The 14,287-nt window shown below is 34.2% G+C and carries 11 protein-coding genes; 4 read left to right on the forward strand and 7 right to left on the reverse strand.

Going from position 1 to position 14,287, the window contains the following annotated elements; all coding sequences use genetic code 11:
* Positions 1–7 precede the first annotated feature (7 nt).
* The 3 genes from ACKC83_RS17445 to ACKC83_RS17455 form a co-directional block, all read right to left on the reverse strand.
* Positions 8–1,246, reverse strand: coding sequence for a TolC family protein (locus ACKC83_RS17445; protein WP_434036534.1), 1,239 nt, complete (start codon positions 1,244–1,246; stop codon positions 8–10).
* A complete protein-coding gene (locus ACKC83_RS17450; protein WP_434036535.1) occupies positions 1,243–4,995 on the reverse strand; it encodes an efflux RND transporter permease subunit in 3,753 nt (1,250 codons plus the stop codon). Before ACKC83_RS17450 ends, ACKC83_RS17445 begins: the two co-directional genes overlap by 4 nt.
* A 110-nt stretch (positions 4,996–5,105) precedes the next feature.
* Complete coding sequence (locus ACKC83_RS17455; protein WP_434036536.1) at positions 5,106–5,519, reverse strand: HYC_CC_PP family protein; 414 nt, start codon at positions 5,517–5,519, stop codon at positions 5,106–5,108.
* Between the two features lie 234 nt (positions 5,520–5,753).
* On the opposite strand from ACKC83_RS17455, the gene ACKC83_RS17460 reads away from it, so the two are divergent.
* The 4 genes from ACKC83_RS17460 to ACKC83_RS17475 all read left to right on the forward strand — a co-directional run bounded on the left by ACKC83_RS17460 (position 5,754) and on the right by ACKC83_RS17475 (position 9,337).
* Entirely contained in the window at positions 5,754–6,209 is a 456-nt protein-coding gene (locus tag ACKC83_RS17460; RefSeq protein WP_434036537.1) for a hypothetical protein, read from the forward strand.
* 340 nt (positions 6,210–6,549) lie between these two features.
* The gene (gene proC / locus ACKC83_RS17465) at positions 6,550–7,356 is read left to right on the forward strand and encodes a pyrroline-5-carboxylate reductase (RefSeq protein ID WP_414037370.1); all 807 of its coding nucleotides are present in this window, start codon (positions 6,550–6,552) and stop codon (positions 7,354–7,356) included.
* 43 nt (positions 7,357–7,399) lie between these two features.
* Positions 7,400–8,128, forward strand: coding sequence for a glutamate 5-kinase (gene proB, locus ACKC83_RS17470; RefSeq protein WP_414037440.1), 729 nt, complete (start codon positions 7,400–7,402; stop codon positions 8,126–8,128).
* 9 nt (positions 8,129–8,137) lie between these two features.
* Positions 8,138–9,337: a glutamate-5-semialdehyde dehydrogenase gene (locus ACKC83_RS17475; protein WP_414037371.1), complete on the forward strand. Its 1,200-nt coding sequence runs from the start codon at positions 8,138–8,140 to the stop codon at positions 9,335–9,337.
* Positions 9,338–9,519: 182 nt separating this feature from the next.
* Here the strand turns inward: ACKC83_RS17475 and ACKC83_RS17480 are convergent, their stop codons facing one another.
* The 4 genes from ACKC83_RS17480 to ACKC83_RS17495 form a co-directional block, all read right to left on the reverse strand.
* Positions 9,520–10,050: a porin family protein gene (locus ACKC83_RS17480; protein WP_414037372.1), complete on the reverse strand. Its 531-nt coding sequence runs from the start codon at positions 10,048–10,050 to the stop codon at positions 9,520–9,522.
* Between the two features lie 99 nt (positions 10,051–10,149).
* Entirely contained in the window at positions 10,150–11,058 is a 909-nt protein-coding gene (locus ACKC83_RS17485) for a Ppx/GppA phosphatase family protein (RefSeq protein ID WP_434036538.1), read from the reverse strand.
* A gap of 1 nt (position 11,059) precedes the next feature.
* Positions 11,060–13,123, reverse strand: a complete 2,064-nt coding sequence (ppk1, locus tag ACKC83_RS17490; RefSeq protein ID WP_414037374.1) for a polyphosphate kinase 1 — start codon at positions 13,121–13,123, stop codon at positions 11,060–11,062.
* A 98-nt stretch (positions 13,124–13,221) separates the two neighbouring features.
* Positions 13,222–13,713 (reverse strand): SixA phosphatase family protein, encoded by a 492-nt coding sequence (locus ACKC83_RS17495; protein WP_434036539.1) that lies wholly within the window; start codon positions 13,711–13,713, stop codon positions 13,222–13,224.
* Between the last annotated feature and the right edge of the window lie 574 nt (positions 13,714–14,287).

A 14,287-nucleotide genomic window follows, 5' to 3' on the forward strand; every position in this document is an offset into this window, starting at 1 on the left:
GTTGATTTTATTGTGTTAAATAATTAATTATTGTTTGTTGTTTATAATAGGATTGTATCGCTTCTATACGGGAAATCTCATACTTTAATTGAAGTTCTTGAATATCTAAAACATCATTAAAATCGATTAATCCCGTTTCGTAACTTTTTAATAGAATATCCTGAGCGTATTTTGCTTGTTCTAAATTATTAGTCAGTGTTTTGAAACTAATTCTAGCTGACGCTCTTCTTTTCTCAGCAACATCTAGAATTGAAATCAAGTTATTCTTCTTATCTGCTTTCTGAATTTTATAGGTTTCTTTTTGAATTCGATTTTGAGCACTTTTAGATTTAAATTTCGAATTAAAAATGGGAATAGAAACGGTAACCATAGGCATTAAAATGTCCTTTCCATTATCAGGCACATATTCTTGGCGTTTTTCTATAGCAATATAATCTAAACCAAAACCTATCATTGGAGCACGCTCTTTAGCTAATAATTGGTCGGATTGTTCTACAGATTCATACAACTTGTCGTATTGTAAAAGTTCTGGATGCAAATCAGTAATTTCATCAAATTCTAAACTTGTTTCTGTTGGCATTTCTAAATCTGAAGTAATGGTTATGACAACCGACTTCTCACGATTTAAATCCGTATTAATTAGCGTTTGCACTGCAAGATAATCTTGTTTTAAAATTTCAATTTTTTCTAAAATTTCATTTTCTCGCATTTGTAACTTCAAAACATCTACTGCCGATGCTTGCCCGACTTCAATACTCGTTAAAGCCAAAGTTTGATACCGCTTTAAGATTTTTAGTTGTTCTTGCAATACCCGTTGTTCGGACATATTACCCCAAAGTTCGTAATAATTCTGAGATATTGACATCACCAATTTTCGATGTGCAATCGCTATACTTTCGTACTGAGCATCTGCAAGTGAACTCGCATAATTTTCGCGAGCTGTAATTGATCCAAACCATGGTAGCATCTGACTTATAGAGGCTTTAAAAACCTGAGGCCCCGTTCTCGTTTCTGGTTCAAGTACAAAATACCCCAAACCAAATTCGGCATTGGGAATATCTTGAGCTTCATTCACCTTTTCTACAGCTAATTTATACTGTAAATCGGCTTGTTGCACATTTGTATTTTGCGCTAATCCCAACTGAATTAAGTCTTGTAAATCCTGAGCTTGCACTCCAGAAATTACACCTAAAAAGCAAAGAAAAAGCAGACTAAATCTCCTGGTTTGTGTTATATACTTACTCATACGTTTTTAGTTAATTTAGTTTGATTGCTCTTCAACATAAATTCTTGTTTCCAACTATATAATACCGGAACTATAAAATAGGAGGTGATATCAATAATCATCCCTCCAAAGACAGGAATAGACATCGGAATCATGATATCACTCCCTCGCCCTGTAGATGTTAACACCGGTAAAAGCGCTAAAATAGTCGTCGCAGTTGTCATTAAGCACGGACGAATACGTTTCTCTGCACTAAATACCACGGCTTCTCGAATGCGCTTAATATCTTGTGGTTTACGCTTATCGAAAGTTTGGGTTAAATAAGTTGCCATGACCACGCCGTCGTCGGTCGCAATACCAAACAACGCTATAAAACCAACCCAAACGGCAACACTTAAATGAATAGGATGCATTTGAAATAAGCTCCGCAAATTCTCACCAAACACGCTAAAGTTTAAGAACCAATCCTGCCCGTATAACCACATCATGATAAATCCTCCGGCGAATGCCACCGAAATTCCTGTAAACACCATTAACGATGTGGATACCGATTTAAACTGAAAATATAAAATTAGAAATATAATCGCCAAGGCCAAAGGCACTACAACACTCAGTGTTTTTTCTGCCCGCAACTGATTTTCGTAAGTTCCGGTGAACTGATATGTAATTCCTTTTGGAACTACGAATTCGCCACTATCAATTTCATCTTTTATTAATTGTTGAGCTGTTTCAACGACATTAACTTCGGCAAAACCATCGCGTTTATCGAACAAGACATAACCCACCAAAAACGTATCTTCACTTTTAATTACTTGCGGACCTTGCTCGTAACGAATCGTTGCCAACTCACTTAAAGGCACTGGGCTTCCTTGGGCGACAGGAATATAAATATCATTTAAATCGTCTGGACTAGAACGCAGTTCTCTTGGATAACGTACACGCACACCATACCGTTCTCGACCTTCAATAGTTTGCGTTAAAACCATACCACCAACAGCAACTTTTAACTCGTTTTGAACTGTTTCTATTGATACGCCATAACGGGCTAATTTTTCTCTATCTATATCGATAAGCAAATACGGTTTTCCAACAATCCTATCGGCAAACACAGCTTCCTGTTTCACGCCTTTAGCACGTTTAAGAATAGGTTCTAATTTTTTACCAAAAGCTTCAATCTGATTTAAATCCTGACCTTTTATCTTGATGCCCATAGGTGCACGCATTCCTGTTTGCAACATGATTAAGCGTGTTTCTATAGGTTGTAATTTCGGCGCAGAAGTCACCCCTGGCAAATTGGTTTTTGCAATAATTTTATTCCAAATATCGTCTGCCGATTTAATTTCTGGTCGCCAGTTTCTATAGAATTCTCCATCATCATCCGCTGTTAAATCATCTGAATTTATTTTAATGTCTGTCGACAGAATTCTTTTTGAAGCGGTATTACTTTTATCTGTATCGTTTACATTAAAAACCAAACGACCATCTTTCATTACAAAAAAACCATCGTCATTCACTTTATAACGTTGTCGTTTTCCGTCGGTATTCAGCATATATTCAGACTTATACTGAATGATATTTTCGTACATAGACAAAGGTGCAGGATCTAAAGCAGATTCTGTACGACCTGCTTTTCCAACCACCGTTTCTATTTCTGGAATACTCGCCACGGCCATATCTAATTGCTGAAGCACACGTTTATTTTCGGACACACCAGCATGTGGCATAGAGGTTGGCATAAGTAAAAAAGAACCTTCATTTAAAGACGGCATAAATTCTTTACTCGTTTGCTTCATGATTAAGAATCCAAGTATCACAATTGTAGTAGGAATTAACATAAACAACATCTTATGCGCTAAAGCCCAGCGTAATATTTGTGTGTAATAGCGTTTAAATACAGAGAAAAAACCGAGTAATCCAAAGCAAATAACAGCTACAAAAATTAAGTTAATCCCGATGTTCTTCGAAACACCTAAAGGCCTCCAATATTCTGCTAATAAAAAGACAATAGCTACGGCAACAACACTACTATTAATAAGGTTGATTCGCGTTTCCGACCAGCTATATTTCTGTTTAAAAAACCCAACAATTCCAAAAGCAACAAGTAACAGTCCTATAAAATAGCCACTAAACATGGCCCATAAACCGAGTCCGATTAAAATGCTATTTATTGCCATTAAGAATGGTGTTCTAACGCTTCTTTTTCGGAATAAAAATGACGCAAATGGAGGAATTAAAAATAAAGCGACAATAACAGATGCCACTAAAGCTATCGTTTTTGTAAAGGCTAAAGGTGTGAATAATTTTCCTTCGGCCCCCACCATGGTAAACACAGGAATAAAACTTATAATCGTGGTGGTTACTGCTGTAAGTATCGCTCCCGAAACTTCGGCAGTAGCATTATAAACGACTTCGTTTATAGGTGCATCGTCTTCACTTTCGTCGAGGTGCCGAATAATATTTTCGGCTAGAATAACGCCAACATCTACCATGGTACCAATGGCTATCGCAATACCAGATAACGCGACAATATTCGCACTAACATCAAAGAATTTCATGGCGATAAACACCATTAAAACAGCAACCGGTAATAATCCTGAAATTAAGATAGAAGCTCTTAAATTGAAAACCATTACCACAATCACTAAAATGGTGATTAGGACCTCTAGAGTTAAGGCTTCGTCAAGGGTATTTAATGTTTCTTTTATAAGAACTGTTCTGTCGTAAAACGGTACGATGGTAAGTTGTGAAACGGTTCCATCTGCCAATACTTTTGAAGGCAAACCACTATGCATATCGGCCATTTTCTGCTTTACATTGGTAATCACTTCCATCGGATTAGCACCGTATCTCGCGACAACTACACCTCCAACAACTTCGGCACCTTCTTTATCGAGTATGCCACGTCTCGCTTCTGGACCTAAACCAACATGCGCGATATCTTTTATGCGAATGGATTTAAAATCTGTAGACGACACTACGGCGTTTTCAATACCTGAAATCGATTTTACATATCCCAAGCCACGAACTAGATATTCAGCTTGATTAATTTCTAAGGTTTGTGCGCCAATATCCTGATTCGTGCTTTTTACAGCTTTCACCACATTTTGAAGTGAAATATTGTATTGCTTCATCAGTTCAGGATTCACATCAATTTGATATTCCTGAACATAACCACCAATAGAAGCGACTTCAGACACGCCACTTGCTGAAGATAATCCGTACTTTACAAAATAGTCTTGAATGCTTCGTAATTCATGTAAATCCCAACCACCAGTGACGTTTCCATTAGGGTCCCGACCTTCTAAAGTATACCAAAATATCTGCCCTAAACCTGTCGCATCTGGTCCCAAAGCAGGTTTTACTTCTGCGGGTAATAAATTACTTGGCAAGGCATTCAGCTTTTCAAGAATACGACTTCGACTCCAATAAAATTCGATGTCTTCTTCAAAAATGATATAAATACTAGACACACCAAACATAGACGAACTTCTGATAGTTTTAACACCAGGAATCCCCAATAAAGTTGTGGTAAGCGGATACGTAATTTGATCTTCAATATCTTGAGGTGAACGCCCATCCCATTTGGTATATACAATTTGCTGATTTTCTCCAATATCGGGAATAGCATCGACCGACACAGGATCACTAGGCAAGAAACCAGTATCCCAACCAAAAGGCGAGTTTACGATTCCCCACCCTATAAATAAGGCGAGCATCAATACAGCTACTAGCTTATTTTCAATTAAAAATTTTATGCTTTTATTTAGCATGAAGTTGATTTTTAAAACAATGAAACAAAAGTGTAAAAAACACTAATACGCATGAAAGCCCTTGCTAGTTAAGATTAACTATAGGACGTTGCTGTTTATATGTTAAAAAATCAGATTAAGAAAGTCTCGTAATCCACTTGAAAATCGGAGACGAGTGTAGGCGGACGATAGTCCTGAAACGGAGTGACTTGTTTTGGCAACGTCTCGAATAATGCATTGTATACGTAAACAAATGACACTAGAAATAATTGATTATCTACAGATAATTGACTTGGAGAAGTATTTAATTCGTCTTGTCCATCTACCACAACTTTATGGTCGGTGCAACATCCTTCCTTGGTTATAGACGATTTTAAAGGCAAGTTTTGCATACTTTCCATACCGCAAGTTGTAGCCTTGGTATTTAAAGCCACATCTACCAAGGTATCTCCACAATAGTGCATATCTACGCTAAAAGACACTGTAGACAAAAGGACTACAATGGCCATAGAAACGGATAATATGTTGCGGAAAAAACTTTTCATTATATGCAAAATTACTTATTTTTAATTACAATATAATTAATTAACAGGATTTTATATATTCCGAACGCACCTAAACTGCTATTTTATCATAAATTAATTAAATACAAACAGTTAACACAAACCGTTTCTCCTTCTTAAAAACGTTTTATAGAAGTTAATTACAAATCCTTTAGGAATTACACATCTTTTAAAAGAATTAAATTCCATAAATAACTCGTAAAATACTAAAAAAAGATGACCATTATTTTTATTCTACTTTTAGCAATTCCTGCTTATTTTTTCTTCCGATGGTTATTGAAAAAGTTAGACATTGGCACGATTAAAAACAGGAAATATGTGGCTATGTTCCCCGCCTTACTTTTAAGTCCGCTTTTATATATAGTGATCATACTTTTATGGATGGCTTCATCGACGTATTATCCTAAACATGACTTCAGTACATATCATTGGAAAACTAATATTGAAGAACGGTACACCATGTCTGAACATATAATTACAAGTAATCTACTAATTGGAAAAACAAAAGCAGAAATCACAACTTTACTTGGTAACGATTTTCACACTTACAACACCAATCACATCTCTTATTATCTCGGTTATCTTCCTAAATTGTTTAAAATTGACCCCGATGTGCTAGATATTTATTTTGAAGAAGGAATTGTGGTTAAAGTATCTCAGCACGAAAGTTAGGTTGCAATTTTTATATTAAGCCTTAACACAACAATTCTAATTTTATTCCCGTTAAATTCCATTTTTCAAGATGAAAAATAAAGGCTTTAAATTTGGCATTTAGGGCTTATAATTTCATAAAAAAATGAGGCCTAAAACCCATTCAAATTTGGACTTCCATATAGAGTTTACCTATAACGACTATAAACATACACTATTACATAATTCTCAATTTTGAATCATATTCGTTTCGAATAACATAAAAACAGGGTCAAAAAAGGCTTTAAACTGTTCAGATTTTGCTATTCCATATAATTTATTAGTTTGTACCTATCATTAATTTAATCATAAAAATAACGTAATGAAATTATTAGTAATTGGAGCGGGAAATATGGGGTTAACCTATGCCGAAGCGATGTCTAAATCGAAACTTCTTAAGAAAAGAAACATCATGATTTTAGACAGCTCCGACGAGAAAATCGAGAGTTTAAACAAAATCTCACATTTCGACGTCTTCAAAGACCCAAAAGACTGCGTCCCTCAAGCAGACTTAATTTTTTTAGCGGTAAAACCGTTTCATGCCGATGAATTATTCGGTAAAATGGCACCTATAGTCACTAAAGGTCAGATTGTAATCTCTTTAATGGCAGGTGTTACTATTAAGCACATTCAGGATGCTTTAGATTTAGCTAAAGTTGTACGTACTATGCCTAATTTACCTGCTAAGGTAGGAAAAGGTTTAACGTCCTATACAGCGTCTGAAGAAGTATCACGAATAGAGCTTTTAACGATTGAAAACTTGTTAAACACAACAGGAAAATCAATACAAGTAAAAAATGAAAACTTTATCGATGCCTCTACAGGAATTTCTGGAAGCGGACCAGCTTACGTATTTTATTTTATGCAAAGTATGATGGAAGCCGCTTTACAAATGGGATTCTCTGAAAATGTATCTAAAGTATTAGTAAGCCAAACCTTTACTGGTGCAGTAGACTTGTTTAATCAGGATGATATTTCTCCTAACCGATGGATGGAACTTGTAGCATCAAAAGGAGGAACTACCCGTGCTGCTTTAGATAGCATGGACGATAATAATGTAAATGAATTAATAAAAGAGGCAGCATTTGCCGCCTTTAATAGAGCTATAGAACTTGGAAAAGACAAATAAGAAATACAAGCAACGTATTGTCATTAAAGTTGGAACCAACGTAATGACGAATAGAGACAATAGAATTGTAAGACCTGTACTAGACCGTTTGGTGAAGCAAATTGCAGAACTTTACGAGCGTGATATTATTACCGTACTAGTTTCTTCGGGTTCCGTAATTGCAGGAATGGAAGTTTTAGGACATTCAGACATTAAAGACAAAGCTTCTAGGAGACAAGTTTACTCTGCAATCGGACAACCAAGAATGATGCGTTTGTACTATAACATTTTTCATGATTATGGTATGAAATGTGCACAGGTATTACCAACTAAGAATGATTTCGACCCTGGTGAACACCGTCGTAATATGAAAAATTGTTATGAGAATCTTTTATCTGAAGGCGTTATTCCAATAGCGAACGAAGATGATACCGTATCCTTATCGCATGCCATGTTTTCGGACAACGATGAGTTGGCGTGTTTAATTGCTGAAATGATTGATGCGGATAAATTAATTATCTTAACAGATATTGATGGGTTATATGACGGGCATCCAGATGCCGACGATTCTTCTTTAGTAGAAGAAGTTGGTATTAATGAAAATGTAAATCATTTTATTAGCGATACTAAAAAAGGTGAAGCTGAAGGCCGTGGAGGTATGTTATCAAAATTAAACTACGCCAAACAGTCAGCTAGAAAAAATATTCCTACAATTATTGCCAACGGAAAGAGTGAAAACACCATTATTGATATTATTGATGGTAAAGCTGTAGGAACAAAAGTAGAAATTTAAAAACAACACATGAAATTATTAAAAACCGACTTAAAAAATAATGTTTTACAATCCATGATTAATTTAATGGATACCAATAGAGCAGAACTTTTAAGCGCGAATAAGAAAGATTTAGAAGCATTTAGTAAAGACGACCAAGCCATGTACGATCGGTTAATCGTAGATGACAAAAAGATAGATAGCATGATTACCTCGGTAAGAGAAGTTATGCAACAAGAAGACCCTATTGGCCAAACTATTTCGCATCGTGTAATAGACGACGGATTAGAAATCACCAATAAAACAGCACCCTTTGGAACGATTATGATTATTTACGAATCGCGCCCGGATGTTACTATAGAAGCGGCTGTACTTGCTTTTAAAGCCAACAATAAGATATTCTTAAAAGGAGGAAAAGAAGCGATTCACAGTAATAAAATATTAGTCGATTTCTGGCATAGAGCCTTAAACGAAAATGGTTTAGACAATAGCTATATTCAGCTATTAACTTTAAACAGACAGGAAACGCAGGATTTCCTAAAAAACCCAACAGAAAAATTAGACTTAATCGTACCACGTGGTGGCGAGCGTTTAATTCAGTTTGTAAAAGAACATGCACGTTGTGCTGTTTTGGTAAGCGGACGTGGGAACAACTTTCTTTTTGTAGATAAAACTGCGGATTGGGAGAAAACCAAAACCGTAATTTTAAACGCTAAAACTGCAAAAATTTCAGCCTGTAATGCCTTGGATAAAATTCTAATTCAGAAAGACGTTCCAGATTACGAAGCGAAATTAAAAGATTTAGAAGCCATTTTAAAAGATAAAAATGTATCTATTTTGGTTGATTCTGAAACTCAAAAAATTCTTAAAGATGAACCTTTAATTCCGAATGACGACGTTTGGCATGAAGAGTTTCTCGCTTTAAAATGTTGCATAGGTACGGTAGATAATTTAGATGATGCTATCGAAAAAATAAACACCTATTCCGGAGGACATTCGGCAACAATTATGACCAATAGCAAAGAGAAAGCTATTCAATTTATGGAAAACGTAGATTGTGCTGCAGTATACCAAAATGCATCTACCCGATTCACCGATGGAGGATCTATGGGAGTTGGTGCTGAACTTGCTATTAGTACAGATAAATTACACCACAGAGGTCCGTTAGGACTAAAAGAATTGGTTACTAATAAGTATTATATATTTGGAGACGGACACATCCGTGAATAATCTAAACATAGAGTACATCACTATATTAAAAATAAAGGCTACCAATTTGGTAGCCTTTATTTTTTTAATACCAAGTGAATGCGCTTGGCAAAATAGATTTTAAAAGTGATGCACAAAAAAAAGGTTCAAATCTCTACTAAAGAGATTTGAACCTTTTTACTATTAAAATTATTAAATTCTAATTAAAATATTTTAATCCCAACACCTATTTGAATGTTGTGATTTGTAGCTTCTAAAGGCTGATCGTCATCGTATACGTTAGTAAAACCATAAGCATATCTTACATCGACATAAAAGTCGTCGCAAAAGATATACTCGGCGCCTACAACTCCTGAGAATACTAAGTTTCTGTAACCATCTTCAAATTCATGAATTTTAAGTCCCATTTGCGGTCCAACACCTATAGAAACACGTTCCCACATTGTATATTTTGCAAAAATAGGCAGATTAAGGTAATCCAATCTTAAAGATTCATCTTTAGCACCTTCGGCAGAAAACTGAATTTCTGGTGCTATAGAAAATTTTTCGGTAATACCATATTGAGCAGTAAAACCAATTACAAACCCGTTTCTGTGAGTGTTGCCAGAAGGCACATTATCTTCATAATCTAAATTAGAGATATTAACTCCAGATCGTACTCCAAACAAATCGAATTGAGCAAAACTCGTTGTTGTCGCAAGAATAGTTAAAATAAGAAAGGTAATTTTTTTCATATTGATAGATTTTGGTGCTAAGTTAAAAATTAATAAAATTACTTTAATACAATAATAGACATTTGTAATAAAAAAAAAGACAAACTGAGTATTTTATCGTTAAGCTAATCGCTTACTAGACACTGTTTCATAATATAAGCTTTTAATAATACCATCACTTAGACCTATTTTAGGCACATAAATATCTTTCGCACCACTCCACTTCATAGCCGATAAATATATTCTTGATGCTGGAATAATAACATCGGCACGATCTTGATTTAGGTCTAACTCTGTTATACGCTCATCGTAAGAATACGATTGTAGCATATGGTAATACGATGTAAGGTAAAAGAATGTTAAAGGTTTTCCAATAGCTTTTCCAGACACTTTAAATATTTTATTGATGTTTCCTCCCGATCCAATTAAATCTATTTTGTCGAATGTTTTGGTGTGATCTTTAATCCATGTTTCTAGTTCGGTCCACGTTTCTCGCTTTACCATATCGTTTAGCAATCTCACCGTTCCTATTTTAAAAGATCTAGAAATTACTGTTTCTCCACGATCTATAACAGTAAACTCGGTACTACCTCCTCCAACATCTACATACAGATAGGTTTTATCTGGATTAATAAACGCATTTAAATCGGTTGCCGCTATAATAGCTGCCTCTTCATCTCCTTCAATAATATCGATATTAATATCCGATTGTTTTAATATCTGTTGCACTACTGCTGGTCCGTTTTTAGCTTCACGCATTGCAGATGTCGCACAAGCTTTATATTTATCTACATTATGAGATTTCATAAGTAATTTAAAAGCAAGCATCGTATCTACCATGCGTTCGGTATTTTTTTTAGATATTTTACCTTCTAAAAACACGTCTGCCCCTAAACGAATAGGCACACGAACCAAAGAACTTTTTTTAAACTTGGTTGGCTTCCCTTTCTCTTCTATAATATTTGCAATTAACAATCTTACGGCATTGGAACCGATATCTATTGCTGCATATTTCTTTATTGTAAGCATATTACTCTTTTAACTTATTATAGTAATATTCGTAGGTAGCGAACTGCGATCTTACTTTAGGTTTGTTATCTTTTTTATACTCGTTTGTCTGGTTTAAGTTTATAATTCGTGCCTTAACGTTATCGCTCCAACAAATATCGAAAGTATCTGTAAGTTCTTTCTTTATATCTTCATCGTAAATAGGACAAGTTACTTCTACTCTATTTTCGATATTTCTTGTCATCCAGTCTGCAGAAGAAATAAACACTTTTGGTTTTCCTCCGTTTTCAAACATATAGAGTCTTGTGTGTTCTAAAAACTTATCGACAATACTTATAACTTCAATATTTTCGCTCATGCCTTTTATTCCTGGAACCAAACAACAAAGTCCGCGAACCACCATCTGAATTTTAACACCAGCTCTACTTGCTTCATAAAGCTTATCGACCATTTTATAACTAGAAATACTATTCATTTTTAGTCTAATTCCGGCTGGCTTCCCTAATTTAACGTTGACAATTTCCGTATCTATTAATTTAAAAAATGCCTTTTGGGTGTAATGTGGTGAAGTGATAATATGCTTGTACGTATAAATAAGGTAGTTCGTTTCAAAAAAACTAAACACCTTATTTAAATCTTTTAAAATTTTCTGATTTGCAGTAAATAGTGTATAATCGGTATATATTTTTGCAGTAGATTCGTTAAAATTCCCTGTACTTACAAACCCATATCTTTTAATCTTATTATTTTCTTCTCTTTCAATAACACACATTTTACTGTGCACCTTTAAGCCTTGCACTCCGAAAATTAAATTAATGCCTTCCAATTCCATTTGTTCGGCATACGCTATGTTTGCTTGCTCATCGAAACGTGCTTGCAACTCGATTGAAACCGTTACTTTTTTTCCGTTCTTAGCCGCATTTATTAATGAGCTTGCTATATGCGAAATTTGAGCCAGTCTGTAAATAGTGATTTTTATGGTTTTCACTTTAGGATCTAAAGCCGCTTCCCGTAAAAATTTAACCACGTAAGAAAAGGTATGATAAGGCGCATATAACAAATAGTCCTTTTTAGCTATTACGGTAAAAATACTTTGTTCAAGCGTAAGACCTTTAACTGGTAAAGGTTCGATTTTATCGTATAGTAAATCGGTTCTACCTAAGCTAGGGAACCCCATATAATCTCTTCTATTGTGGTAACGTCCGCCCGGAATAATACTGTCGGATTCCTCAATATTCATCTTTTTTAATAAATACTGAAGGGTTTCTTCTTCAATTTCTTGATCGTAAACAAATCGTACAGGTTCACCAATTTGTCTATGTTTAACACTGTCGGATAATTTGTCAATAAAACTTTTACTTAAATCACTTTCAAAATCTAATTCACCATCTCTAGTGATTTTTATCATGTGTGCAGAAATAGACTTAAAATCGAAAATATTGAAAATATCCTTTAAACAATAGCGCAATAAATCGTCTAGCATAATAATATAATCGTTATTGCCCTCCTTTGGAAGCACAACAAAACGATCCATATTTTTAGAGATTTCGATTAAAGCATATTGACTCTCTCCAGAATTCATGGCAATTCTAACAGCTAAGTACGCCGCACTATCTTTTAGAAGTGGTAATTTTACTAAATCGTTTAACACGATAGTTACTAATGCGGGACTTATTTTTTGTAGAAAATATTGTTTTATAAAAGTATGTTGCGAAGGAGATATTTGAGTTTCATTAATTATATAAATATTCTCCTTTTTTAACTTATTCTGAATATCACTTAAAATCTTTAAGCTCTCGGCCTGCTGTTCGATTACAATTTTGGTAATAATCTCTAAAAGCTGACTCGCTTTAATACCGCCAAGTTCACTTTTACCAGCTTTTCCAGCCATTGCAATACGTTTAACTGTGGCGTATCGTACTTTAAAAAATTCATCTAAATTATTAGAAAATATACCTAAAAAACGTAGACGTTCAATTAAAGGAACATTTTTATCTTCTGCCTCTTGTAGTACACGAGCATTAAATTGTAGCCAACTAATTTCTCTATTAATATAAGTGTTATTAGTTTTTTCAGTTTTTATCATTTAGCATTTTTTTAACCTTCGACAAATCTAATCCATTTAAAAATTAATACTGTTTCTTAAATGTTATATTGTAGGTACTAAATTTAAAAAAAATACGCTTAAAACAACGCTTTTGGAAACAATTTTAATTTTAAAACACCGGGCTTTAAGTCGGACCAATTGTTAATATCAAATTCTAAGATTACCAATCCGCTTGTAGGAACATTCTCAATGTAAACCTCCCCAAAAGTATTTACAAAATTATTGAACGCGTTATTGTGACCAAAAATAAAAACTGTCTCTAAATTGTTATCAAGGTTCTCTACAAAACGCCTCAAGCTATCACCATTAAAATCGTATATATCTTCCTCTATTTCGACATTAATTTGGTGTGTGGCTTTATAATTTTCCACAAAAATATCGCAAGTATCTCGAGCTCGTTTTGCAGGACTAGAAAATACATTTTGTAATTGTATTTCTGAATTGAGTTTAAACTCTTTACATACTTTTATAGTATTTTTTACACCTACCTTCTTGAGCGGTCTCTCACGATCGGTAACGTTATATTTCCAAGACGATTTCCCATGTCTAATTAGCACGACTGTTTTCATACAAAAAGAGATTTTTTTTATTTATTATTTCACTAATAAACAGTGCATTAACATTATTTAACAATTATTTACCTACACAATTACAATTAAACACCACACAAAATACGTATTTAATCGACAAAGCGTTACAAATCAACGACTAAAAGCACGTTTTTATTATTTTATCGAATTTCTGAACGATTTTAACATTAATTTTTGTTTTTCTGCGCGATAGTACCGTTTTTTGTATACAATTAACCATTAAAAGCTATGATCCCAAATCTAACATTAAAATCTAAAATAATTTGCTCGGCATTCAAGAGCATTATATAGAAAACTTTATTGCGCAAGTAATATTGCTTTCCTCCCAAAGTAATTGCATTTGAAATTTACGAGATCATTTTTTTAAATTTTAGAAAAACCCGAAAATCAATAAATTGCTTATGACATCAAACTACACCTTACCTTATATTAGAAACTTGAATAGTGTATATTCTAAAATATGCGAGACTGAAATCCCGTTTTATTTTTTAAGCCCCCCTGAACTATTAAGTCCAAACTCAATAAAGATTCCTACGCTTAAGGGATTTAACTT

Origin of the sequence: Formosa bonchosmolovskayae (assembly GCF_051016085.1) — a bacterium.
Lineage (GTDB): Bacteria > Bacteroidota > Bacteroidia > Flavobacteriales > Flavobacteriaceae > Formosa.

What these genes read in the sequence shown, in the direction of transcription:
- ACKC83_RS17480 (WP_414037372.1), bottom strand. Translation starts at nt 10,050, where the DNA reads ATGAAAAAAATTACCTTTCTTATTTTAACTATTCTTGCGACAACAACG.
- proB (WP_414037440.1), top strand. Translation starts at nt 7,400, where the DNA reads ATGACGAATAGAGACAATAGAATTGTAAGACCTGTACTAGACCGTTTG.
- ppk1 (WP_414037374.1), bottom strand. Translation starts at nt 13,123, where the DNA reads ATGATAAAAACTGAAAAAACTAATAACACTTATATTAATAGAGAAATT.
- ACKC83_RS17445 (WP_434036534.1), bottom strand. Translation starts at nt 1,246, where the DNA reads ATGAGTAAGTATATAACACAAACCAGGAGATTTAGTCTGCTTTTTCTT.
- ACKC83_RS17495 (WP_434036539.1), bottom strand. Translation starts at nt 13,713, where the DNA reads ATGAAAACAGTCGTGCTAATTAGACATGGGAAATCGTCTTGGAAATAT.
- proC (WP_414037370.1), top strand. Translation starts at nt 6,550, where the DNA reads ATGAAATTATTAGTAATTGGAGCGGGAAATATGGGGTTAACCTATGCC.
- ACKC83_RS17455 (WP_434036536.1), bottom strand. Translation starts at nt 5,519, where the DNA reads ATGAAAAGTTTTTTCCGCAACATATTATCCGTTTCTATGGCCATTGTA.
- ACKC83_RS17475 (WP_414037371.1), top strand. Translation starts at nt 8,138, where the DNA reads ATGAAATTATTAAAAACCGACTTAAAAAATAATGTTTTACAATCCATG.
- ACKC83_RS17450 (WP_434036535.1), bottom strand. Translation starts at nt 4,995, where the DNA reads ATGCTAAATAAAAGCATAAAATTTTTAATTGAAAATAAGCTAGTAGCT.
- ACKC83_RS17460 (WP_434036537.1), top strand. Translation starts at nt 5,754, where the DNA reads ATGACCATTATTTTTATTCTACTTTTAGCAATTCCTGCTTATTTTTTC.
- ACKC83_RS17485 (WP_434036538.1), bottom strand. Translation starts at nt 11,058, where the DNA reads ATGCTTACAATAAAGAAATATGCAGCAATAGATATCGGTTCCAATGCC.